This window comes from Streptomyces sp. NPDC101160, assembly GCF_044768205.1.
Taxonomy (GTDB): Bacteria; Actinomycetota; Actinomycetes; order Streptomycetales; family Streptomycetaceae; genus Streptomyces.
In genome coordinates, this window is sequence record NZ_JBIWPJ010000008.1 from 383,630 (window position 1) to 406,331 (window position 22,702).

General features: G+C 73.3%; 20 protein-coding genes. 5 read left to right on the top strand and 15 right to left on the bottom strand.

Annotation, left to right across the window (positions count from 1 at the left end; translation table 11 throughout):
* Positions 1 to 76: 76 nt before the first annotated feature.
* On the top strand, positions 77 to 1,714 hold the full coding sequence (locus ACIRSU_RS27465; protein ID WP_403797310.1) for a serine/threonine-protein kinase: 1,638 nt from the start codon (positions 77 to 79) through the stop codon (positions 1,712 to 1,714).
* Here the strand turns inward: ACIRSU_RS27465 and ACIRSU_RS27470 are convergent.
* Positions 1,698 to 2,504 carry an SGNH/GDSL hydrolase family protein gene (locus ACIRSU_RS27470; protein WP_403797313.1) on the bottom strand — a complete coding sequence of 269 codons (807 nt, stop codon included), beginning with the start codon at positions 2,502 to 2,504 and terminating at the stop codon, positions 1,698 to 1,700. The genes ACIRSU_RS27465 and ACIRSU_RS27470 overlap by 17 nt on opposite strands.
* A 199-nt stretch (positions 2,505 to 2,703) precedes the next feature.
* Here ACIRSU_RS27470 and ACIRSU_RS27475 point away from each other — a divergent pair, with 199 nt between their 5' ends.
* Complete coding sequence (locus tag ACIRSU_RS27475) at positions 2,704 to 3,828, top strand: DUF5925 domain-containing protein (protein WP_403797316.1); 1,125 nt, start codon at positions 2,704 to 2,706, stop codon at positions 3,826 to 3,828.
* Positions 3,829 to 3,856: 28 nt separating this feature from the next.
* Here the strand turns inward: ACIRSU_RS27475 and ACIRSU_RS27480 are convergent, their stop codons facing one another.
* Positions 3,857 to 4,231 (bottom strand): GntR family transcriptional regulator, encoded by a 375-nt coding sequence (locus ACIRSU_RS27480; RefSeq protein WP_403797319.1) that lies wholly within the window; start codon positions 4,229 to 4,231, stop codon positions 3,857 to 3,859.
* Positions 4,232 to 4,304: 73 nt separating this feature from the next.
* Here ACIRSU_RS27480 and ACIRSU_RS27485 point away from each other — a divergent pair, with 73 nt between their 5' ends.
* Both ACIRSU_RS27485 and ACIRSU_RS27490 read left to right on the top strand, forming a co-directional pair.
* Positions 4,305 to 5,234 (top strand): GNAT family N-acetyltransferase, encoded by a 930-nt coding sequence (locus ACIRSU_RS27485; RefSeq protein ID WP_403797322.1) that lies wholly within the window; start codon positions 4,305 to 4,307, stop codon positions 5,232 to 5,234.
* Entirely contained in the window at positions 5,215 to 5,727 is a 513-nt protein-coding gene (locus ACIRSU_RS27490) for a DUF402 domain-containing protein (RefSeq protein WP_403797325.1), read from the top strand. Before ACIRSU_RS27485 ends, ACIRSU_RS27490 begins: the two co-directional genes overlap by 20 nt.
* A 188-nt stretch (positions 5,728 to 5,915) precedes the next feature.
* On the opposite strand, the gene ACIRSU_RS27495 is transcribed toward ACIRSU_RS27490, so the two are convergent.
* The 5 genes from ACIRSU_RS27495 to ACIRSU_RS27515 form a co-directional block, all read right to left on the bottom strand.
* A complete protein-coding gene (locus tag ACIRSU_RS27495) occupies positions 5,916 to 6,338 on the bottom strand; it encodes a DUF6299 family protein (protein WP_403797328.1) in 423 nt (140 codons plus the stop codon).
* 80 nt (positions 6,339 to 6,418) lie between these two features.
* On the bottom strand, positions 6,419 to 6,877 hold the full coding sequence (locus tag ACIRSU_RS27500; RefSeq protein ID WP_403797330.1) for a GNAT family N-acetyltransferase: 459 nt from the start codon (positions 6,875 to 6,877) through the stop codon (positions 6,419 to 6,421).
* A 113-nt stretch (positions 6,878 to 6,990) separates the two neighbouring features.
* Positions 6,991 to 7,863 carry an esterase/lipase family protein gene (locus ACIRSU_RS27505; RefSeq protein ID WP_403797332.1) on the bottom strand — a complete coding sequence of 291 codons (873 nt, stop codon included), beginning with the start codon at positions 7,861 to 7,863 and terminating at the stop codon, positions 6,991 to 6,993.
* A gap of 175 nt (positions 7,864 to 8,038) precedes the next feature.
* Positions 8,039 to 8,998 (bottom strand): DNA polymerase thumb domain-containing protein, encoded by a 960-nt coding sequence (locus tag ACIRSU_RS27510; protein WP_403797335.1) that lies wholly within the window; start codon positions 8,996 to 8,998, stop codon positions 8,039 to 8,041.
* Positions 8,995 to 12,495, bottom strand: a complete 3,501-nt coding sequence (locus ACIRSU_RS27515; protein WP_403797338.1) for a DNA polymerase III subunit alpha — start codon at positions 12,493 to 12,495, stop codon at positions 8,995 to 8,997. The genes ACIRSU_RS27510 and ACIRSU_RS27515 overlap by 4 nt, the downstream gene beginning before the upstream one ends.
* A 157-nt stretch (positions 12,496 to 12,652) precedes the next feature.
* Between ACIRSU_RS27515 and ACIRSU_RS27520 the strand changes: the two genes are divergently transcribed.
* Entirely contained in the window at positions 12,653 to 13,735 is a 1,083-nt protein-coding gene (locus ACIRSU_RS27520) for a DUF3533 domain-containing protein (protein WP_403797341.1), read from the top strand.
* 91 nt (positions 13,736 to 13,826) lie between these two features.
* Here the strand turns inward: ACIRSU_RS27520 and ACIRSU_RS27525 are convergent, their stop codons facing one another.
* The 8 genes from ACIRSU_RS27525 to ACIRSU_RS27560 all read right to left on the bottom strand — a co-directional run bounded on the left by ACIRSU_RS27525 (position 13,827) and on the right by ACIRSU_RS27560 (position 22,272).
* Entirely contained in the window at positions 13,827 to 14,726 is a 900-nt protein-coding gene (locus tag ACIRSU_RS27525) for a S1 family peptidase (RefSeq protein WP_403797343.1), read from the bottom strand.
* A gap of 232 nt (positions 14,727 to 14,958) precedes the next feature.
* Entirely contained in the window at positions 14,959 to 15,861 is a 903-nt protein-coding gene (locus ACIRSU_RS27530) for a S1 family peptidase (protein WP_403797346.1), read from the bottom strand.
* Between the two features lie 179 nt (positions 15,862 to 16,040).
* Positions 16,041 to 16,829 carry a DUF1684 domain-containing protein gene (locus ACIRSU_RS27535; RefSeq protein WP_403797348.1) on the bottom strand — a complete coding sequence of 263 codons (789 nt, stop codon included), beginning with the start codon at positions 16,827 to 16,829 and terminating at the stop codon, positions 16,041 to 16,043.
* A 21-nt stretch (positions 16,830 to 16,850) separates the two neighbouring features.
* Positions 16,851 to 17,834 (bottom strand): ABC transporter substrate-binding protein, encoded by a 984-nt coding sequence (locus tag ACIRSU_RS27540; protein ID WP_403797350.1) that lies wholly within the window; start codon positions 17,832 to 17,834, stop codon positions 16,851 to 16,853.
* 26 nt (positions 17,835 to 17,860) lie between these two features.
* The gene (locus ACIRSU_RS27545; RefSeq protein ID WP_403797352.1) at positions 17,861 to 18,652 is read right to left on the bottom strand and encodes an amino acid ABC transporter ATP-binding protein; all 792 of its coding nucleotides are present in this window, start codon (positions 18,650 to 18,652) and stop codon (positions 17,861 to 17,863) included.
* Positions 18,649 to 19,545 carry an amino acid ABC transporter permease gene (locus tag ACIRSU_RS27550; RefSeq protein ID WP_403797355.1) on the bottom strand — a complete coding sequence of 299 codons (897 nt, stop codon included), beginning with the start codon at positions 19,543 to 19,545 and terminating at the stop codon, positions 18,649 to 18,651. Before ACIRSU_RS27550 ends, ACIRSU_RS27545 begins: the two co-directional genes overlap by 4 nt.
* A gap of 58 nt (positions 19,546 to 19,603) precedes the next feature.
* Positions 19,604 to 21,424 carry an FAD/NAD(P)-binding protein gene (locus ACIRSU_RS27555; protein WP_403797358.1) on the bottom strand — a complete coding sequence of 607 codons (1,821 nt, stop codon included), beginning with the start codon at positions 21,422 to 21,424 and terminating at the stop codon, positions 19,604 to 19,606.
* A complete protein-coding gene (locus ACIRSU_RS27560; RefSeq protein ID WP_403797360.1) occupies positions 21,421 to 22,272 on the bottom strand; it encodes an amino acid ABC transporter permease in 852 nt (283 codons plus the stop codon). The genes ACIRSU_RS27555 and ACIRSU_RS27560 overlap by 4 nt, the downstream gene beginning before the upstream one ends.
* Positions 22,273 to 22,702 lie beyond the last annotated feature (430 nt).

The following is a 22,702-nucleotide window of genomic DNA, read 5'->3' on the forward strand; positions in this document are numbered from 1 at the left end:
CCTCCCCCACCTGCGCGCACCCGGCCGGGTGTGATCTCCGCCACCAAAACCGGCGGGCCTCGGCTACCGTGGAGTGATGACGCTCATCGCGGGTCGTTACCGGCTGCTCGACGTGCTCGGCGAAGGCGGCATGGGCACCGTCTGGCGCGCCCGTGACGAGGTCCTGGGGCGGGAGGTGGCGGTCAAGGAGGTCCGCGCCCCGGCCGGCCTGCCCACCGAGGACCGCGAGCGACTGTACGAGCGCCTGGAGCGCGAGGCCCGGTCCGCCGCCCGGATCACCGACCGCAATGTCGTCACCGTCTACGACGTGGCGATCGACGACGGCCGCCCCTGGATCGTGATGGAGCTGGTCCGCGGGCTCACCCTGGCCGAGACCCTGGAGGCCGAGGGCCCGCTGCCGCCCGCGCGGGCCGCGCAGGTGGGCGTCGGGGTGCTCGCCGCGCTGCGCGCCGCGCACGCGGCCGGGGTGCTGCACCGGGACGTCAAACCGGCCAACGTGCTGCTGTCCAACGACGGCCGGGTGGTGCTCACCGACTTCGGCATCGCGGCCGTGGCGGGCACCTCGCCGCTCACCATGACCGGCGAGCTGATCGGCTCGCCCGAGTACCTCGCGCCGGAGCGCGCCCTGGGGCGCACGCCGGGACCCGCGGCCGATCTGTGGTCGCTCGGCGTGCTCCTCTACACCTCCGTCGAGGGTGTGTCGCCGTTCCGCCGTGAGACCGCGCTCGACACCCTGCGGATGGTGGTGGACGAGGAGCCGGCTCCGCCCGTGCACGCGGGGCCGCTGGCGCCGGTCATCGAGGGGCTGTTGCGCAAGGACCCGGAGCAGCGGCTCCCGGCGGAGGCCGCCGAGGAGCAGCTGCGGCTGGTCGCGGCCGGCGGCACGCCCCGTACGGAGGCGACGCGGGTGCTGCCGACGCCGCCGCCGGTGCCGTATCCGGCCTTCGCCGGGGAGGGCGCGGGCGGCGGCGGTACGGGTGGGCCGACGCCGGTGGGTACGACCGCGCCGCTGCCCGGACCGGAGCCGGAGCGCCGCCGCCGGGCGGCGTGGGTCGCCGCGGTCGTGGCGCTGCTGCTCGTGGCGGGCGGGCTGACGTACGCGGCGCTGCGGGACACCGGGAAGGACGAGACGCCGCCGGTGCCGCCGGTGACGACGAGCGCGCCCACGACCGCGCCGACGACGCCCGCACCGACCACGGAGAGCACGAGCGCCTCGCCGAGCACGACGACGACTCCCCCGGTGAACGCGCTCGTGTCGGTGCGGGCGGTGCGCGACACGTACGCCGGGAGCTGTCCGCCTCCGGAGGGCACGGGGCCGGAGTTCACGGCGACGTTCACGGTGGACCGGACGCCGGCGACGGTCTCGTACCGCTGGACGACGGAGAGCGGGCAGGCCCAGGACACGGTCTGGCGGACGCTGGAGTTCCCGGCGGGCGGTGACACCGAGCAGCAGGTGACGCGTGAGCAGTCGGCGTACGGGCCGGGGGCGACGGTGCGCGACCGGATCCGGGTGGAGGTGCGGGAGCCGGTGGCGCGGCAGTCGGACTGGGTGGTGTTCTCGCTGACCTGCGCGAGCGCGAGCGGCACGGTCACGCCGTCGTCCCCGCCGCCGACGACACCGCCGACCGCGGGGACGACCGCGGGGACTTCCGGGGCGCCCGGGACCGCGTCCCCGGCCGGTGGCGCCCCGGCCGCCGTTACGCGGCCCCGCTGAAGGTGGGCAGGTAGCCGCCGGCCTGTCCGCTGGCGGTCGGGTGGTACGACTCGCCGATGTCGAGCCAGTTGACGCTGTGCAGCCACGCCGAGCTGGAGCAGATCTCGTGGCCGGTGAAGGCGGGGACCGCGCTGGCGAAGGTGTAGCCGAAGTTGGCGGCGCGCTTGGCGGTGGCCGCGTTGAGGTAGTCGGAGGCGTCGTTGATGGCGGCGCGCTCGTTCTCGCTCAGACCTGCGACGCAGGTGCCGTTGAGCTGGTAGAAGCGCGGGTAGCCGAGCACGACGACGTGGGCGTTGGGGGCCTTGGAGCGGATCGCCGAGTAGACCGAGTCGAGCTTGCCGGGGAGGGTGCTGTCGACGTACGCCTTGGCCTGATTGATGCGGTTGATACAGGTCGCCTCGGACTGGAGCACACAGGTCGTCATGACGTCGGAGAATCCGGCGTCGTTGCCGCCGATGGTGATCGAGACAAGGTCGGTGGCGGTGGAGAGCGGACCGAGCTGATTGGCCGTGACATCGCCGGTCTTGGCGCCCGAGCAGGCGGTGAAGGCGAAGGAGGAGGGGGCGTTGGCGTTCTTCCAGAGGACCGGGTACGCCTTGGTCGAGCGCTTGCAGTCGCCGCTCGCGCTGTCGTAGCTGCCGGCTCCGACGCCGGAGGAGTACGAGTCGCCGAGTGCCACGTAGTCGAGGGCGGCGGAGGAGGCGGCCTGGGCGGCCCCGGCCCCGGTGAGGGCGAGGACGGTGCCGAGGAGGAGCGAGGACGAAAAGGCCGTAAAACGCGACAGTTTCATGGAACCTCCCTGTAGCAGGATCTCTGCGTTACCTGTTGGTAGCAGCGGATCCGGCGCGCCGGAAGTGTCCATGTCAAAACTCGGGTGGCCAGACTTCGCCACGGCCTCAGAAACCGGCGAGAACAAGCCAGTTGGGCCGACCGTGAACAGGGGGTCAAAATCCGGTGCGGGAAGGGTGCCCGAGGCGGATCATGGCGCCATGGCCTCTCCGCCCTCTCCGCCTCCGCCGTCTCCGTCCACTCCGCCCGAACACTCCCTCCCCGTCCGGCTCCGGCTCACCGGCGACGACTCGCTCTCCGACGCCGTCGACGCCCTCTTCCTCGGCCGCTTCGCCACCGGCGAGCAGCCGCACGCCCACAGCACCTCCCTGGACCGGGTGAAGCCGGACGCGACCCTGCTGCCCGCGGGCGCCAGGGTGTTGCGGGCGGTGCGGGAGGACGACCGCAGCGCCCTGCTCGCCGAGGGCGAGGGATGGACCGTGCTCGTCTCGCGCTGGAACCGGGGCGCCGACGTCACCGTCACCGCGACCGGCCCCGAGCTCGCCGAACGCGTCCTCAAGGAGGCCGTCGACGGCGCCCGCGACGAGCCGGAACCCCAGCCGGACAACGTGACCATGGGCTTCTGGTACGTGTCGCCACGGCGCGGCCCGTACCGCACCACCCGCCGGATCGGCGCCGGCGCCTGGGAGGAGATCCGGCCCAACTACACGGCGCCGGTGGCGCAGGCGATGGACCGGCTGATGGCCGTCACCCCGGAGGACATCACCGGCCGGCTGCTGCTCCTGCACGGCCCGCCCGGCACCGGCAAGACCTCCGCCCTGCGCACGCTCGCCCGCTCCTGGCGCGACTGGTGCCAGGTCGACTGCGTCCTCGACCCCGAGCGCCTCTTCGGCGACGTCGGCTATCTCATGGACATCGCGATCGGCGAGGACGAGGGCACGGAGAAGGGCCGCTGGCGGCTGCTGCTCCTGGAGGACTGCGACGAGCTGATCAGGGGCGAGGCCAAGCACTCGGCCGGCCAGGCCCTGTCCCGGTTGCTCAATCTGACGGACGGTCTGCTCGGCCAGGGCCGCAACGTCCTCGTCGCCGTCACCACCAACGAGGACCTGGAGCGCCTCCACCCGGCCGTGGTGCGCCCCGGCCGCTGCCTGGCCCGCGTCGAGGTGGGCCCGCTCAGCCGCCCGGAGGCGGTGGCGTGGCTCGGCCGCGAGGAGGGCGTGGGGCGGGACGGGGCGACGCTGGCGGAGCTGTTCGCGCTGCGGCGCGGGACACCGGCGGCGGAGCTGCCCGACCAGCGCGCGCCGCGCCCCGGGCTGTACCTGTAGCGCCCCCGGCGTCCGGGGGCGTCAGGCGTCAGGCCTCGTACAGCGCCCGCAGCGCGTCCCGGACCGCCGACTCGGCCTCCTCCCTGCTCAGGCCGAGCCGGTGGGCCTCCGTCGCATAGCCCGCGGCGGCGGTCGCGGCGAGGCGGGAGGCCGCGTCGGAGGCGGCGGCGACGAAGGTGCCGTTGCGGCCGCGGGTCTCGATCACCCCGTCCGCCTCAAGCGCCTTGTATGCCTTGGCGACCGTGTTCGCAGCGAGCCCCAGGTCCTCCGCGAGGCCCCGCACCGTCGGGAGCTTGAAGCCGACGGGCAGCTCCCCTGAGCGGGCGCGGTCCGAGATCTGGGCGCGCAGTTGTTCGTACGGAGCGGTGGTGGAACGGTTGTCCACGCTGATTCGAAGCGGCACCCTCCGATTCTGCACCCGTCCCGCGGGAAAATGGGAGGCGCCCGGCCCCGTCCGCCCCCTAGCGTGCGGCGTCATGACTGTGATCGTCCGCGATGTACGGGCCGGGGTCGCCGAGGACGCCGACGGCTACGCCCGGGTCCGACGCGCCGCCCTTCCCTACATGCTCGCCACCGGCCGCCAGACGGCCCATGACTGGGCGCACGCCCACCCCGACGCGCGCGACCGGCCGCTGGTCGCCGAGATCGGCGGGGAGATCGTCGGCACCGCCGGGGTGTCGCTCGCGCACGAGTCACCCGAGCCGGGCATCGGCTCCGTCAACGTCTTCGTCCACCCGGACCACACCGGCCGGGGCGCCGGAACGCTGCTGCTGCGCGCCGCCGAGGAGCACCTGGCCGAGGCCGGGGCGACCACGCTCTACAGCTGGGTCCTCGACGAGCCCGCGAACCGCGCCTTCGCCGAGCGGCGCGGCTACACCGGCAGCCGCTCCGCCTACTTCCTGCGGCTCGACCTGGCCACGGCCGAGCTGCCGCCGCGCCAGGAGGCGCCGGCGGGCGTCGAGCTGCGCACGGCGGCCGACTTCGCCGCCGACCCGCGCCCGCTGTTCGAGCTCGACGCGCTCACCACGGCCGACGAGCCGGGCGACGTGGCGGCCGAACTCACCGACTACGCCCACTGGCTGGCCACCACCTGGGAGCACCCGATGCTCGACCGCGAGCTGACGACGGTCGCGCTGGTGGACGGGCGGCCCGTCGCCTTCACCGCGGCCCGCACGGACGGCCTCGGCCGTTACGGCTCCGGCATGACGGGCACCGCGCCCGGTTTCCGGGGCCGGGGGCTCGCCAAGCTGGTGAAGAACGACTCGCTGCACCGGGCCCGGGCGGCCGGCTGCACGGAGGCGTACACCGGCAACGACACCGGGAACGACCCGATGCTGGCCGTCAACCGATGGTTCGGCTACGAGATCTGCGCGAGAGAGGTCCGGCATGTCCGCACGTTCGCCTGAGCAGTCCCCGTCCCCGACCAAGGTCGAGATCGCACTCGTCAAGGCGGGGCGTACGAAGATCCGCTACCCGGCCGAAATGCTCGCCGACGACGGCGCCCGGCTGACCGTCCGCGCGCCCTGGGCGGCCGACGGCATACGGGACTTCGGCTTCGTGCGCTTCGAGCCGGGCGACGTCTTCACCGAGCACTACTGGCGCGACCGGTGGTACGCGGTGAAGGAGGTCCGCTCCGGCGACGGCACGCTCAAGGGCTGGTACTGCGACGTGACGCGGCCCGCCGCCGTGGCCGCCGACGGGTCCGAGGTGGTCGTCGAGGACCTGGACCTGGACCTGTGGGTGTCGGCGGACGGCAGCGAGGTGCTGCGGCTCGACGAGGACGAGTTCGCGGCGAGCGGCCTGGCCGCCTCCGACCCGGCGGCGGCCGGCCACGCCGTACGCGCCCTCGACGAGCTGGCGGCCCTGGGCCGGGACGGACTCGTGGCCCTGCTGGGCTAGGGGGTGTCTTGTCGATCAGGCCGGATCAGGGAGCGGCGTCTGGTGCCGTGCATCGCAAGGCGGAGGAGGGAGTCCATGCGGAGCATCGGCGACCGACGACAACGCGGCGAGGCGCGGTGCCAGGCGACGCGAGCCCGGCATGATCGGCGAGACACCCCCTAGGGGGTGTCTCAGCCGTAGGTCCTCGGTTACGACTCCAGCACCACGTCCTGGCTCTGCTGGGCGCGGAAGTCCGGCATCGGCAGTCCGAGCGGGCCGGTCGGGTCCAGCTGCATCAGGCCGGCCTCGACGCGGGCCTCGCCCGGGAGGTAGCCGGGCTCCTTCACCACGGCGCTGTTGGTCCAGGTGTGCACCTGGCCGTCGCAGACGGCCTGGGTGCCGCCGATGCCGGTGGAGCGGTCGCCCTGGACGAGCGTGGAGGCGACGAAGACGGGGCCCGCGCCGTCCTCGTCGCACCGGTACGAGCCGGAGAGGGTGACCGTGCCGTCCGCCGCGATCGTCCCCTGCGGGTCGACGGCGAGGCCGTCGGCGGGCCCGGCGTGGGCGGTCGTGGCGGTGAGGGCGAGCAGGGCGCCGGCGGCTGCGGCGGTGACGGCAGAACGTACACGCATGACTGGACGGGTTCCCTTCGGGTGGGCGCGGGATTCGCGCCCGCAAGGGATACCGGATCAGGCCGACGGACGTCCGAAACTCACCCCATCGATGGCGAGTTGAGCACTTTACGGTAATGAATACGGTCGTACGGGCCGTCCTGGCGGCGCTCGGTGACCTCGTAGCCGTACCGCTCGTACAGCTTCTGGTTCTCCCACATCATCGCGTTGGTGAACAGCCGCACCTCCGGCAGGCCGAGCTCCCGCGCCCGCTGTTCGACCCAGTCCATCAGGATCCGGCCGAGGCCGGTGCCCTGGGCGTCGGGGTGGACGGCGATGGTGTCGAGGTACAGGTGGTCGGGCTTGGCGACCACGAAGACCAGACCGGCCACCGGCTCGCCCACGACGAAGATCCGCCCCGCCGCCACGTTCGCCGCGTGATCCTCCTCCATGGGCGCCGGCACGAGGCCGATCCGCTCGATGTAGTGGTGGAAGGCCGCGTCGACGACGGCTTTCACGGCGGGCACGTCGGCGGCGACGGCGAGGCGGGGATGCGTCATACGGTCACACTACGACGGTTCTTGATCGGTTTCCGCAGCAGCGGCCGGCCGTCCTCGCGGTCGGCGCGGCCGTGCTCTTCCTCACGGCGCGCCGCCGCCGGGGCTGGTCGGCGTCAGTCGAAGACCGACGCGCAGGTGGTCGCCGTCGCGTGGGCCGGGTCGAGGGCGTTGTCGACCTCGTGGAAGACGATCCGGTCCACCGTGCCGATCGCCACGTGCTCGGACAGGTCGAGCGCGCACCGGTCCTGGAGCAGCACGTTGGTGACGTTCGGGCCGGTCAGCCAGCCCGACTGGTAGGGCGTGACGACCTCGTCGTACTTCGTGGCGATCACCGTGTACCGCACGCCGGGCACGGTGTCGCCGCCCTCGTTGAGCTTGGTCATGAACGGGGAGCCGGCCATCTGGTCGGTGAGCCCGGGGGTGGCGGAGGTGAGCAGGTCCTTGGCGCCGGGGAAGTACGGCAGCAGCTTGGTCAGGCCGCTGAGCGTGGTGCCGTGGTTGTCGGGCGCGATGCCGACGAGCGCGTTGACCTTCGCCGCTCCGCCGAGGAACTTGAGGTAGTAGCGGGGCATCATGCCGCCCTGCGAGTGGCCGACGAGGTCGGCCTCGGGGGCGCCGGTGGCGGCGAGGACCCGGTCGACGTACGCGGAGAGCTGTTCGGCGGACTTGTCGATCGGGCCGAGCCCGTGGAAGAACGGCACGTTCGGCAGCTGGCCGTAGTCGAGGGAGAAGACGCAGTAGCCGCGTTCGACGAGGTAGGGCGCGAGGCCCAGCCAGTTGTCGATCGAGTTGCCCAGGGTGCCGTGGACGAGCACGACCGGGCGGGGGTGGGCGGCGGACGGCTTGCAGGAGAAGTCGTTCCAGCCACGGCTGGGGGCGGTGTCGGCCTGTGCGGCGGCGGTGGGGGCGAGGGTGGCGGCGGCGGTCAGCGCGAGCACGGACAGCGCTCTGACGACCCGCTTCGTCCAGGGTGTCCTGGGCAGCATCGGGCGATCTCCTTGCGGCTCAAGGGAATGAGGGGGTGTTACGCCCTGCGGTCCGGACCACAAGTGGGGATGCGCTTCAGCCAAGTTACGTACGGGTAGCGTCGACTGGGAAGTTACGCGTCGGTAAAAAGTCCCCGTGTCGTCACACCGCCGTGCCTCGTGCCGCCGTGCCGCTTCACGCCGCCAGCGAGCCCGGCAGCACCGCCTTCGGGCCGAACCGCGCCCGGGCCCGGTCCGCGACCGCCTCGAGGCGGCGGGCCTTGTCGTCGACCGGGTCGAAGGTCAGCTGGTGGGCGGCGTGTTCGGCGGGGGTGAGGCCCTCGGCGCGCAGGGCGAGGCCGCGGACGCGGGCGCGCTGGAGGCCGAAGGAGCCGTGGATCGCGTAGGCGAGGGCGGTGAGTTCGCGGGAGTGGGCGGTCGGTTCACGGAGGGCGCGGGTGCGGCTGGAGGTGGTGCGGTCCGCGTAGCGGACGGTCACCGTGAGGGAGCGGCACACCTGGTGTTCGGTCCGCATCCGGGCGCCCAGTTCGGCGGTGAGCGAGAGCAGCGCCCTGCGGTGGGCGTCGGTGGACAACTCGTCGTACGGGAAGGAGCGTTCGGCGGCCAGGGAGCGGGAGACCTCGCCGGGGACGACCTGGGTGCGGTCGATGCCCTGGGCCCGTTCCCAGAGCTCGCGGCCGGCCTTGGCGCCGACCAGCCGCTGGAGCACGGCGAGCGGCGCGTCCGCGACCCGGCCGACGGAGTCGAGGCCGTAGCCGCAGAGGGTACGGGCGGTGGCGCGGCCGACGCCGTCGAGCGCGACGACCGGCCGGTCCCGCAGGAAGTCCGCCGGGTCGTCGACGACCAGGGTGGTGCCGGGGCGGGCCTCGCGGGCGGCCATCCGGGCCAGCATCGGGTTGGGTCCGGCGCCGATGACGCAGTCGACGCCGTACAGGGCGAGCGCCCTGACCCGGATCACCGAGCCGAGTTCGGCCGGGCTCCAGCCGAAGTAGCGCAGCGCGCCGCGCACGTCGGCGAGCGCCTCGGCGGGCGGGGCGGCCTCGACGACCGGGGTGAACTCGCCGAGCAGGTCGAGCAGTCGCGGGAGCAGCACCTCTCCCACGGGCTCGAGCCGGAACCGTACGCAGAGGATCATCCCGCGCTCCCCGGACTGCTGTGCCAGAGCTTCCGCGCCGGTGTCGCGGCGCCCTCCCCGGCCGGCTGGAGGTCGGCCCAGGGGTTCATCACGTAGCCGGTGGGCATCGTGATCCGGCGCCCGCCGTCGGCGCTCTCCGAAGGAACGCCCTCCTCGGAAGGAACGCCCTCCTCGGCGGGAACGACGGGCTCCGCGGAGAGCCGTTCCCCGACCGCCGCCAGCCCGCCGCTCTCCCGGAGTTCGGCCAGCTCGGCGAGGTTCCAGGCGGCGGAGCCGACCACGCTGAGGCTGCGCGGGCCGCGCCGCTGCACCACGCCCCGGACGAGCAGCAGCCAGGAGTGGAAGACGGTGTGGGCGCAGCGCTCGTGGGAGTCGTCGAAGAAGGCGAGGTCGACGAGGCCGGTGCCGTCGTCGAGGGTGGTGAAGATGACCCGCTTGCCGGAGCGGATGGGCGGGGTCTGGGTGGCCGCCTTGGCGCCGGCGACCAGGACGGTCTGGCCGTGCGGGGCGGAGCGCAGCCGCTCGGCGGAGACGACGCCGAGTTCGCGCAGGAAGGCCCGGTGGTCGCCCATGAGGTGGCGGGAGGCGTCCATGCCGAGGATGCCGAGTTCGGCGCTGAGCCGTTCGGTCTCGTCGAGGTCGGGCAGGCCGACGGGGGCGGTCCTGCGGCCCTGGGCGAGCGGGAGCTGGCCGCCGTAGGAGGCGGCGCCGCGCTGGACGCGGTGGAGTTCGGTGAGGTGCAGGAGCAGGTCGCGGCGGTTGGCGCCGAAGGCGTCGAGCGCGCCGACCTGGGCGAGGCGTTCGGCGACGGGTTTGCGCGGGCGGGCCCGCTCCCAGAAGTCGAGCAGGGAGGCGTAGGGCTGCCCGGCCTCGATCCGGGCGCTCTCGGCCTCGCTGATGCCGTGGACGTCGGCGAGTCCGAGCCGGAGGCCCCAGGTCTCCGAGCCGCCGTCGGACACCAGTTCGATACGGTGGGCGACCGCCGACCGGTTCACGTCGAGCGGCAGCACGGGCACCCCGCGCCGCCGGGCGTCCGCGAGCAGCAGCCGCTTCGGGTACATGCCGGGGTCGTGGGTGAGCAGCCCGGCGTAGAAGGCGGCCGGGTGGTGCGCCTTGAGCCAGGCCGACTGGTAGGTCGGCACGGCGAAGGCCACCGCGTGCGCCTTGCAGAAGCCGTACGAGCCGAACGCCTCGACGATCTCCCAGGTGCGGGCGGCGGTCTCGGCGTCGTACCCGCGCGCCGCGGCCCGCTGTGCGAACCACACCTTGATCCGGCCCTGCGACTCGGGGTGGGAGAGCCCGCGGCGCACCTGGTCGGCCTCGTCGCGGCCGCAGCCGGTCATGATGCTGACGATCTCGATGATCTGCTCGTGGAAGACGACGACGCCGTAGGTCTCCTTCAGGGCGTCCGCCAGGTCGGGGTGCGGGTAGCGGACCGGCGCGCGGCCGTGCCGGGCGGCGATGAACGGGCGGACCATGTCGGCGGCGACCGGGCCGGGCCGGAAGAGGGAGATGTCGACGACGAGGTCGTGGAAGGTCTCGGGCTGGAGCCGGCCCACCAGGTCGCGCTGGCCGGGCGACTCGATCTGGAAGCAGCCGAGGGTCTCGGTGGAGCGGATGAGCTCGTACGTGGCGGGGTCGCCGGGCGGGACGGCGTCGACGTCCGGCCGGGTGCCGGTGGCGCGCTCGACCTCGGCGACGGCGTGCGCCATCGCGGACTGCATCCGCACCCCGAGGACGTCGAGCTTGAGCAAGCCGAGGTCCTCCACGTCCTCCTTGTCGAACTGCGACATGGGCAGCCCTTCGCCGCTGGTGGGCACGACGGGGGTACGGGCGAGCAGCGAGGCGTCCGAGAGGAGCACGCCGCAGGGGTGCATGGCGGTGCCGCGGGGCAGCGCGTCGAGGGCCTCGACCAGCTCCCAGAAGCGGGTGTCGCCCGCCAGTTCGGCCTTGAGCTCGCGCAGTTCGGGCAGTTCGTCGAGGGCGGCGCGGGCGTCCCGGGCGCGGATGTGCGGGAACGCCTTGGCGATCCGGTCGATCCGGGCCGGGTCCATGGACAGGGCGGCGCCCACGTCCCGTACGGCGTGGCGGACCCGGTAGGTCTCGGGCATGGCGACGGTGGCGACCCGTTCGGTGCCGAAGCGGTCGAGGATCGCGCGGTAGACCTCCAGGCGGCGGGCGGACTCGACGTCGATGTCGATGTCGGGCAGTTCGGTGCGGCGCTTGGACAGGAAGCGTTCCATCAGCAGGCCGTGCTCGACGGGGTCGGCGTGGGCGATGCCGAGGAGGTGGTTGACGAGGGAGCCGGCGCCGGAGCCCCGGGCGGCCACCCGGATGCCCATGTCCCGTACGTCGTCGACCACTTGGGCGACCGTCAGGAAGTAGCTGGCGAAGCCGTGGTGGGCGATGATGTCGAGCTCGTGGTGCATCCGGTCCCAGTAGAGGCGCCGGTCGGGGCGGCGGTCGTAGCCCTTGAGGAGCAGGCCGGCGGCGGCCCGGGAGGCGAGCACGCGCTGGGCGGTGCGGTGGGCGGCGCCGACCAGGTACGGCTCCGGGAAGTGCGCGGAGCCCATGCCGAGGTCGTCCTCGGGGTCGACCACACAGGCCGCGGCGACCTCCGCGGTCCGCTCCAGGAGGCGGTACGCGGCCTCCCGCCGGAAGCCCGCGGCCGCCACGACCCGCTCGGCGACGGCCAGCATCTCGTCGGCGCCCTTGAGCCACGCCTCCCCGCTGTCGAGCCCGCCGCGCGGGTCGACGGGGACGAGCCGGCGGGCGGCGTCGAGGACGTCGGCGACGGGTCCCTGACCGGGGTCGGCGTACCGGACCTCGTTGCCGAGCACGGGCCGCACGCCCTGCTCGGCGGCGAAGCCGAGGGTGCGGGCGGCGAGCCGCAGCGAACCGGCCCCGGTGCCGGGCCGCCCGTGGTCCACGACCTCCAGGCACAGCGCGTCCCCGTACCGCTCCCGCCACGGCGCGAGCAGCCGCGCGGCCCGGTCGGGGCGGCCGGCGGCGAGGGCGCGCCCGATGTCGGACCCGGGCCCGAGCAGCACGAAGAGCTCGTCGCCGCGGTTCGCGGACCGGGGCAGCACGGGCCGCCCCTCCCCCGCGTGCGCGTGGGCGGCGGTGACGAGCGCGCAGAGCTCGGCCCAGCCGGTGCGGGAGCGGGCGAGGAAGACGGCGCGGGGCGCGGACTCGTCGACGAAGGCGCCGCCGCGCACGGGGACGGGCACGCGCCGCGCGGAGCCCGGGCCGTCGGGGCCGGGCGCGCCGGCGGCCGGGAACGGCTCGTACGCGAGGTCCACCCCGAAGACCGGACGGCCCCCTTCCTTCTCGCACGCCTTGGCGAAGCGGACCGCGCCCGCGAGGGTGTCGCGGTCGGTCAGGGCGAGGGCGTCCATGCCGCGCTCGGCGGCGCGGGCGGCGAGGCGGGCCGGGTGGGAGGCGCCGTAGCGGGTGGAGAAGCCCGACGCGGTGTGCAGATGCGTGAACCCCGGCATGCGCACCTCCCGCGTCCGCTCGAAATCGTACGTACGTTCCCACCCCCTCGCACCCAGCGTAGCTCATTTTCGAACGTCCGTACGATAAGCGCTCGACGTCATCCGTACGGCCCCCGCCCGCCTGCGCCGGCACCGGCCTCCGCCGAGCCTGGGGGGCATGAGCCTCGTCGACGAACTGAAGAGCGCCGTCACCCCCCGAGCAGCCCTGCTGGTCGTCGGCGTCTTCGCCCTCCAGCTCCTGTTCATCACCTCGTACGTCGGGGCCCTGCACAGTCCGAAGCCCACGGACGTGCCCTTCGGCGTGGTCGCCCCGCAGCAGGCGGCCACCGTCCTCACCGACCGGCTGGAGAAGCTGCCCGGCGACCCGCTCGACCCGCGCACGGTCGCGAGCGCCGACGCGGCGCGCGACCAGGTCCTGAACCGGGACATCGACGGAGCCCTGATCGTCGACCCGGTGGGCCGCACCGACACCCTGCTCGTCGCCTCCGGCGGCGGCACCGTGCTCTCGTCCACGCTGGAGAAGATGTTCACCCAGCTGGAGGCGGCCAACCGGCGCACCATCCGGACCGTCGACGTGGCCCCCGCCTCACCGCAGGACTTCGACGGGCTCTCCGCCTTCTACCTGGTCGTCGGCTGGTGCGTCGGCGGCTACATCTGTGCCGCGATCCTGGCGATCAGCGCCGGCTCCCGGCCCGCCAACGTGCACCGGGCGATCATCCGGCTCGGAGTGCTCGCGCTCTACTCGGTGCTCGGCGGCCTCGGCGGCGCGATCATCGTCGGCCCGATCCTCGGCGCCCTGCCGGGCAGCGTCGCCGCCCTGTGGGGGCTCGGCACGCTCGTGGTCTTCGCGGTCGGCGCGGCCACCCTCGCCCTGCAGTCGGTCTTCGGGATCGTCGGCATCGGCCTGGCGATCCTGCTCATCGTGGTCGCCGGCAATCCCAGCGCGGGCGGCGCCTTCCCGCTGCCGATGCTGCCGCCGTTCTGGAAGACGATCGGCCCGGGCCTGCCACCGGGCGCCGGCACCTGGTCGGCCCGCTCCATCGCGTACTTCAAGGGCAACGACATGACCGCCTCGATGCTGGTCCTGTCGGCCTGGGCGGTCCTCGGCACGGCCGTGACGCTGGTGATGTCCTCGCTGACGCGGAAGACGGCGACGGAGCCGATCGCCGGGGAGGTCGGAGGGGGCGGCGAGGCCGGAGGGGGCGGCGACGCCGGCGACCTCGGCGAGGCCCGCCCGTAGCCCGTACGGACACGGCTGAGGCCCCCGCCGCGGCGGGGGCCTCAGCCGTGTGCCGTCAGTACACGCCGCCCGTCAGCAGGCGCTGACGCCGTCAGTACACGCTGACGCCGTAGGCGCTGAGCGCCTCCGTCACCGGCTGGAAGAACGTCGTACCGCCCGAGCTGCAGTTGCCGCTGCCGCCCGAGGTGAGGCCGATGGCCTTGGAGCCGGAGTAGAGCGGGCCGCCGGAGTCACCGGGCTCGGCGCAGACGTTGGTCTGGATCAGGCCGTAGACGATGTCGCCGCCGCCGTAGTTCACGGTCGCGTTGAGGCCGGTGACCGTGCCGCCGTGGATGCCGGTGGTGGAGCCGCGGCGGGTGACGGACATGCCGACGGTGGCGTTGGCGGCGCCGGTGATGTCGACGCTGCCGACCGTGCCGGACTTGGTCACCGAGCTGTTGGTGTAGCGCACGATGCCGTAGTCGTTGCCGGGGAAGCTCGATCCGGCGGTGCTGCCGAGCACGGTGGCGTGCGAGGAGTCGGCCCACCAGGTGCCCGCGCCGTCGGTGCAGTGGCCGGCGGTGAGGAAGTAGTAGTTGCCCGCGCTGTCCTTGACGTTGAAGCCGAGCGAGCAGCGCCAGCTGCTGGCGTAGATGGCGTCGCCGCCGGAGATCAGCTTGTTGAACTTGCCGGCGGTGCGCTCGATGCGCAGGGCGCCCGCGTTGGCGCCGGCCTGGCGCTTGATCTTGGCCAGTTCGGCCTGCGAGACCGTGGCGTCGGCGGTCACGATCACCGTCTTCGTCGCCGGGTCGACGCGCCAGGCGGTGCCGGCCACGTCGGCGGCGAGCACGGCGTCGCTCGCGGCGCTGAGCTGCTCGGCGCCGAAGACGGGGGCGGGGGTGGCGTTCGCGGTGGGGACGGCGAGCGCCGCGGCGGCGGCGAGGCCGGCCGCGATGGCGAGCATCCGGGTGTTGCGGGTGTTTCGCGTGGGGGTGGTGCGCGTGGTCCTCACTTCTCGTTCCTCCAGAGGGGAATCGGGGGCCCGCAGTGGGGTGTCGGGCCCGTGAGGCGCAGCCCGGGGCGGTCCGGGTCGGCGCTGTGGGGGAGTCTCGGGCCGTACGGCTCGGCGCCGCAAGGGTGCCTTTCGGCCGCGCGGCCCTCCAACTGACAAGCGGATGAGGCGAGTTGCTCAGGCAAGCCGCTCAAGCGAGGTGCTTGAGCGAGGTGTTCGGCGAGACGAACGCTCAGTACATGCTGACGCCGTACTTGGCGAGCGCCTCCGGCACCGGCTGGAAGAACGTCGTGCCGCCCGTACGGCAGTCGCCGCTGCCGCCCGAGGTGATGCCGAGCGCCTTGGTGCCGTCGTAGAGCGGGCCGCCGGAGTCGCCCGGCTCGGCACAGACGTTGGTCTGGATGAGGCCCTTCACGGTGCCGCCGCTGGAGTAGTGCACGGTGGCGTTGAGGCCGGTGACCGTGCCGCCGTGGGTACCGCTGGTGGAGCCGGTGCGCTTGACCGACTCTCCGACGAAGGCGTCGGCGGCGCTGTAGCCGCCGGGGTGGCTGAGCGAGGCGTTGTCGTAGCGGACAAGGGCGTAGTCGTTGCCCGGGAAGCTGGACCCGACGGTGGCGCCGATCAGCGTGGACTGGGCCGAGTTGGTGTACCAGGTGTTCGCGACGTTGCCGCAGTGGCCGGCGGTGAGGAAGTAGTACGTGCTGCCGCTGACCACGTTGAAGCCGAGCGAACAGCGGTAGCCGCCGCCGTAGATGGCGTCGCCCGCGCCGAGCAGTGGCTTGAAGACGCCGGGAGCGCGCTCGATGCGCAGTGCGCCGGCGTCGGCGCCGGCCTGGCGCCTGATCCTGGCCAGGTCGGCCTGCGAGACGGTGGAGTCGGCGGTGACGACGACTCTGCCGGTGGCCTGGTCGGTGTACCAGGCGGTGCCGCCGACGTCCGCCTTGAGGACGGCGGCGTCGGCGCGGGCGAGCGCCAGGGCGCTCGCCGGTCCGGGGGTGGGGGCGGCCTGGGCTCCGGGCAGACCGAGGGCGGTGGCGGCCGCGACGGCGGCGGTGACGGCGAGCAGTCGGATGCGCGTGGTCCTCACTGTTCTCCTTCGGGAAACGGCGGAGAGGCCCGTGGGTGGCGGGCCCATGAGGCACCGTCAGGTGACGAGGTGACGTGTTCCTGACATGCACCGCGAGTGATAGTGGCCCTTCCGGAAGGCGCGCACAAGACCGCCCGCACCATCGGCACCTCCCGCCGACGGCCTCCGCCACACGCGCGCGGGCGGCGCGGCCCCCCGTACCGCCGCGCCGCCCGCACCGCCCCTGATCAGCTCCCGACGACCCGCCGCTCCCCCGCCGCCACGGCCGTGTCCAGCGTGTTCCCCGGCGGCGGGAACGGGCAGATGAAGTGCGACACGAACGCGCACGGCGGCAGCAGCGCCCGGTTGAAGTCCACCGTCACCGTGCCGTCCGCCGCCGGCGCCGGCGGCCGCAGGAAGCGGAAGCGGTAGCTGTCCCGTCCGCTGGTGGCGTCCGCGAAGACCGCCCACAGCGTGCCGTCCTCCTCCACCGCCACCTGAAGGCTGTGCTCGGCGCCGTGCAGGTCGAAGACGAGCTCCCCGGAGAGCCCGAGCCCGCGCTCCTTGCCGTCCGCGTTCTCCACCCGGACGTGCCGGTCCTCCGCGTACGGGCGGAACACTCCGGGCCGCACCCACCGCTCGTCGTACGGGGTGGCCTCGATGCCCCGGAAGGCGCGCCGCGCCGCCGACTCGGGGTCGAAGTCCCGTACCGCCCACTCCCCCTCGCGGCGCAGCACGACGAGCCGCCGCCCGGCCGACTCGGCCCGGGACGTGTGGATCGGCGGATGGTCGGTGGTCAGCCGGACCGTGCCGATCAGCGGCTTGCCGTCGACGGTCACCGCGTCCTCGGCGCCCGCCGTGAGGACCACCTCGTCGCCGTCGGCCCGCCACTCTCCGGGAACGTCCGGAATTCGCCCCTCCGGGAAGTCCGCGAGCCAGTACGTTCCGGTCAGTGAGAGCGGCCCGTACGACGAGGCGACGGCGGCGACGCGCTGCTCGTGCCAGTGCTGCCAGTCCTGGGATGCATCCGTACTCATGGTGTGTCACCTTTCCACAGGTCAGTTCCCGGTGCGGGGCAGACCGGGCGGGTTGATCTCGGACGAGGGCACCGCCTCGCCGCTGAGCCCCCACCGCTCCAGGACCTGTGCGTACGTGCCGTTCTCGATGATGTGGTTCAGGGCGGCCTGGTAGGCGGCGACGAGGCCGCTGTCCTTCTTCGTCGTGGCGGCGATCTTGCCCTGGAGGTGGGCGCCGGCGCCCGAGAACTTCCCGACGACCTCGGTCTGGCCGGCGGAGGCGACGTGGTAGGCCGCGGTCGGGTTCGGGCCGAGGTAGGCGTCGATGCGGCCGGACTGGATCGCGAGGTAGGAGTCGGTCTGGTTCTGGAAGTACTTGATGTTCACGGGCTTGCGGCCGGCCTTCTCGTTCTGCCGGCTCCAGTCCACCAGGATCTTCTCCTGGTTGGTGCCGGAGCCGACCGCGATGGTCTTCCCGGCGACGTCGGCCGGTCCGGCGACCTTCCAGCCGGAGCCCTTCCTCGCCTCGAAGGCCAGGTCGTCCAGGCGGTAGGTGGCGAAGTCGTACTTGTCCTTGCGCTCCTCCGTCACCGTCACGTTGGAGAAGACGGCGTCGAACTTGCCGCTGTCGAGGCCGACGAAGAGGTTCTCCCAGGAGACCGGGGCGAACTCGGGCTTCACCCCGAGGGTGTCGGCGACCAGCGTGGCCAGGTCGAGCTCGACGCCGATCGGGGTTCTGTCGTCGGTGGCGTAGAAGGAGAGCGGCGGCGAGCTGTTGGTGGACACGCCGATCTGGAGCGTGCCGCGGGCGCGGACGGCCGCCGGGAGCTTGGCGGCGATCGCGTCGACCTTGCCGGTGTGGACGCGCTTCTGGTCGGGGCCGAGGTTGATCGTGGTGCCCTTCTGTCCCTTGGGCGCGACCTGGTCGGTGGCGGCGTCGGTGGCGTCGCTCGCGCCGCAGGCCGTGAGCAGGCCGAGGGCGGTGAGCGAGGCGAGGGCGGTGAGGAGGGTGCGACGGGTCTGCATGGCGGGACTCCTTCGAGGGGGCGGGTTCACAGGACCTTGGAGAGGAAGGCGCGGGTGCGTTCGTGGCGCGGGCTGTCCAGGACCTCGGCGGGCGGGCCCTGCTCGACGATCAGGCCGCCGTCCATGAAGACGACCGTGTCGGCGACTTCGCGCGCGAAGCCGATCTCGTGGGTGACGACGATCATGGTGGTGCCGGCGGCGGCCAGGTCCTTGATGACGTCGAGGACCTCGCCGACCAGCTCCGGGTCGAGCGCGGACGTCGGCTCGTCGAAGAGCAGCAGGCCGGGTTCGAGGGCGAGCGCGCGGGCGATGGCCACCCGCTGCTGCTGCCCGCCGGACAACTGCTTCGGATAGGCCCCGGCCTTGTCGGCGAGGCCGACCCGGTCGAGCAGGGCGAGGGCGGCCGCCTCGGCCTCCTTGCGGGGGCGTTTCAGGGCGGAGACCGGGGCCTCGGTGATGTTCTCCAGGACGGTGAGGTGCGGGAAGAGGTGGAAGTTCTGGAAGACGAAGCCGATCCGGGTGCGCTGCCGGAGGATCTCGCGCTCGCGCAGCTCGTACAGCCTGTCGCCGGAACGCCGGTAGCCGACCAGGGTGCCGTCGACGCTGATGGTGCCGCTGTCGACCTTCTCCAGGTGGTTGATGGTGCGCAGCAGGGTGGACTTGCCCGAGCCGGACGGGCCGAGGACGACGGTGACCTCGCCCGGGCGCACGTCGAGGTCGATGCCGCGCAGCACCTCGACGGCGCCGAAGCTCTTGCGCACGGCCCGGAGGCGGACCTTGACGTCGGACTCGGTGATGTCCGCGACCGCGGTGCTCATCGGGTGCTCCCCTTCGCGTAGTGACGTTCGACGTAGTGCTGGACGACGGACAGCGCCGTGGTCAGGAGGACGTACCAGGCGGTCGCGACCATCAGGAGCGGGACGACCCGCCCGTTGCGGCCGTAGACGACCTGGACCTGGTAGAAGAGCTCGCCGATCGCCATGACGGAGACGATCGAGGTGCCCTTGAAGAGCGAGATGATCTCGTTGGCGGCGTTGGGCAGGATCGAGCGCATGGCCTGCGGCAGCACGATCCTCCGCAGCTGCCGCAGCCGCGGGATGCCGAGCGCGGCCGCCGCCTCCAGCTGGCCGCCGTCCACGGCGAGCACTCCGCCGCGGACGATCTCCGCCGCGTACGCCGCCTGGTGCAGGGCGAGCCCGAGGACGGCCGCGCTCATCGCGCCGACCAGGCCCATCGTGTCGAAGGACCACAGGCGCGGCCCGAAGGGGACGCCGAGACTCAGCTCCTTGTAGAGGTAGGCCAGGTTGAACCAGAAGAGCAGCTGCACGATGAGCGGGATCGAGCGGAAGGCCCAGATGTAGCCGAAGGCGACGGCCCGCAGGAACGGGCTGGCCGACAGGCGCATGAAGGCGAGCACGATCCCGAGGGCGAAGCCGAGCACGGTGCCGTAGAAGGTGAGCTGGAGGGTGACCCAGACGGACCGGAGGATGGCGTCCGCGGTGACGTAGCGGGCGAAGACGTCCCACTCCCAGCCGGGGTTGGTGACGAGTCCGTGCAGGAACTGGGCGAGGACGACGGCGGTGGCGGCGACGGCGAGCCAGCGCCAGGGCCGGCGCACGGGCACGACCTTGAGGACGGCGGGGGTCCCGGGCCCGGCCGCGGGGGCTTTCGCCGGGGCGAGCCCGACGGGTGGATCACTGGTGAGAGACATGGCGGTACCTCGGTACGGAGAAGACGGAGGAGACGGAGAGGGGTGAACGGGCGACGGGCTAGGCGCTCAGGGACACGTCCGCCGTACAGGAGGACAGGTCGTGCAGGAGCGCGAGCGCGGTCCGCGCGGTCCGGTCGTTCTGGCGGAAGGCGAGACCGCCGGTACGGGGCCGGGTAAAGGCCGCGCCGGCCCGGGACGTGGTGTGCGGGCCGAGCGCGAAGCGGCGCGGGTGCGGGCGTCCGTCGCGCCCGAGGACCCGCCCGTCGTCGGGGTCGACGGCGAGCAGCCCGGCCTCGGTGGCCCGGGCCCCGTCCTCGTACAGGGCCTGGAGCAGCGGGCTCGCGGTCCGGGTGACGGTGGGGTCGGGGAGCCGGGCCTCGACGAGGGCGCGGGCCTCGGTCCACTCCCCCGGCAGGCTCGGCGAGGCGGCCCGGAAGACGCCCCGCTCCTCGTCGGTCTCGACGGTGACGTCGGCGCCGAGGAAGCGGACGATCCCGGCGTCGGAGAGCGCGCGGAGCTGCCGCAGCCGGGGTCCGGGCGGGCCGGAGGCGAGGTAGCTGAAGAAGCCGTGCCACCAGGTGCCGCCGGTGCCGAGGTCGCCGAGCCGGGCCAGCTGCCCGTAGACGGAGAGCAGCGCGCCGAAGACGGCCAGGTCGGGGCTGTGGGAGGGGTCGTGGCGGCGGTCCAGGTCGTCGGCGATGTAGCGGCGCAGCCCGTCCTGGAGGGCGTCGGCCGTGGCGTACCGCACTCCGGCGAGCGGCCGGTCCAGGGCGTCGAGGTCGAGCCGGTCGGCCGGGTCGGGGACGGCGTCGGCGACGAGGGCGTCGAGGTCCGGGCCGGTCGGGGCGGCGGCCGCGTACTTCTCCTCGAAGTCGGTCCAGGCGATCGCGGTCCGCTCGGGGTGGGCGGCGAAGAGCCGGTGGTAGTGGGCCCAGCCCAGCTCCTTGGCGACGAGCGGCCACACGTCGCGCCGGAAATCGAGCGGTCCGCCGGACGCCAGGAGCGCGTCGACCTCGGCGGGGCCGAAGAAGCGGGGCAGCGGCGGCCGTTCGCCGTCGAGCTCGTAGCCGATCTTGGAGTGGTACGGGACTCCGCGCCGCGATCCGACGTACAGCACGGGCTCGCGGCCGGACGGCACGTACACCAGCCGGTCCGGGTCCCCGGGAACCTCCTCGTACCGCCCGCCCCGCCCCTCGGTGAGCAGCACCATCAGGTCGACGAAGCCGAGTCCGAAGCCGCGGACCAGGACCGGTTCCCGGGCCGGGAGCGCGGACAGGTCGGCGTCGGCGGTGAAGTCGGGCGGCAGATGGACCAGGCCGTGCCGGGCGGCGAAGGCGGCGAGTTCGCGCTGCCGTTCGTCGGGGCGGGCGTCGAGGTGGCCGAGGGTGAGGACGACGAGGTCGGCGTGGAGCGGTGCGGCGCGGCCGGCCAGCCAGACCCGCTGGCGCCCGTCGCGCGGCCCGGTCACGCGCTGCGCGGTGGTGCGGTGTTCGTGCACGGTGACGGTGGGCGGCAGGGCGGCGCGGGCCCGCTCGTGGACCCAGCGCAGGTACGCGCCCTGCTGGGGGCGGCTCGGGAAGGTCGCGCCGTCGAGCCCGGCCCAGTCGGCGAGGGTGGGCCCGGGGCGTACCGGACCGTCGAGTTCCACGGTCTCGTCGGTGAACATGGTGACGTCGTCGGCCCGGGAGTTCATCCAGAGCAGCGGCGACTGGGCGGTGCGCCAGATCCGGCCGGGGCCGGCCGGGTGCGGGTCGACGAGATGGACGTCCAGGGGCTCGTCCCCGTACAGCTCGGGCAGGTTGGCGGCGAGTCGTTCGAGGAAGCCGGTGCCACGGGGGCCGGCGCCGACGACGACGACCGAGCGGCGTCCGGCGCTCATCGCGTGCCGCCCGTGCCGCGCGCGTAGTGCTTCTCCACGTAGTGCTGGCCGACGCTGAGGACGGAGGTGACCAGGACGTACCAGAGGGTGGCGACCAGGAGCAGCGGGATGACCTGGTAGGTGCGGTGGTAGACGAGCTGGGTGGAGTAGAGCAGGTCCTGGACGGCGATGACGGAGACGATCGAGGTGCCCTTGAGGGTGCCGATCAGCATGTTGCCGGCGGGCGGCACGATCGACTTCATGGCCTGCGGCAGCACGATCCGGGTGAGCCGGCGCCACCGGCCGAGGCCGAGGGACTGGGCGGCCTCGATCTGGCCGCGGTCGACGGAGAGGATGCCGCCACGGACGACCTCGGCGGCGTAGGCGGCCTCGTGGAGGGTGAGACCGATGACGGCGACGGAGATGGGGCCGAGCAGGTTGACCGTGTGGATCCCGAGCACGGTCGGGTAGAGGGCGCCGATGTTGAACCAGAACAGCAGCTGTACCAGGATCGGCGTCGAGCGGAAGAACCAGACGTAGCCCCAACTGACCGCGCGCAGCACCGGGTTGGCGGAGAGCCTGAGGACGGCGAGCAGGGTGCCGAGGACGAAGCCGAGGGCCATCACGAGGGCGGTCAGCCACAGGGTGAGGCCGAGGCCGCGCAGCACGGCGGTGGAGGTGAAGTATGCGGCCACCACGTCCCACTGGAAGGCGCGGTTGGTGGCGACGGACCAGAGCCCGAGCGCGGCCAGGACGAGGACGGCGCCGGCGGCGGTCCACTGGCCGGCGCGGCGGGCGGGGACGATGCGGAGCGCCGGTTCGGGTGGCGCCGGCGCGGGAGCGGGGGCTTTGGTGAGGATCGCGGACATGGCGAAGGCTCCGTGGATTCCAGAGACGGATCGAACACGGGATGCGCCTTCAGCGCGCGGTGAGCCGCGGACCCGAGCCCCTCAGCACGGTCCGCCCCCTCACGCTACGCGCAGCGCGGGGCGGACTGTCAAGTACGTCCGGATGATGAGCCGTTCGTCTCATCGTGGTTGACGAGGAAACGGATGCCTGTTCCACTTGGGCCATGAATCCGCAGCAGTGGCTGGTCACGCGCTCCCACATCGACCTCGGTCGTGTGTGGTCCTCTTCCTGTTGAGCCGACCCCCTGCTTCTCCCTGCCCGCGTGCTTTTCCTCCGCGGCGCCTTCACCCGCGCACACCCGTGAGTACCTGAGCAGAGCCCCTCGCCGCTGCCCGCGCTCTCCCTTCACCTTCACCGTCTTTTCCTTCTTTTCCTTCACCTTCGCCTGAA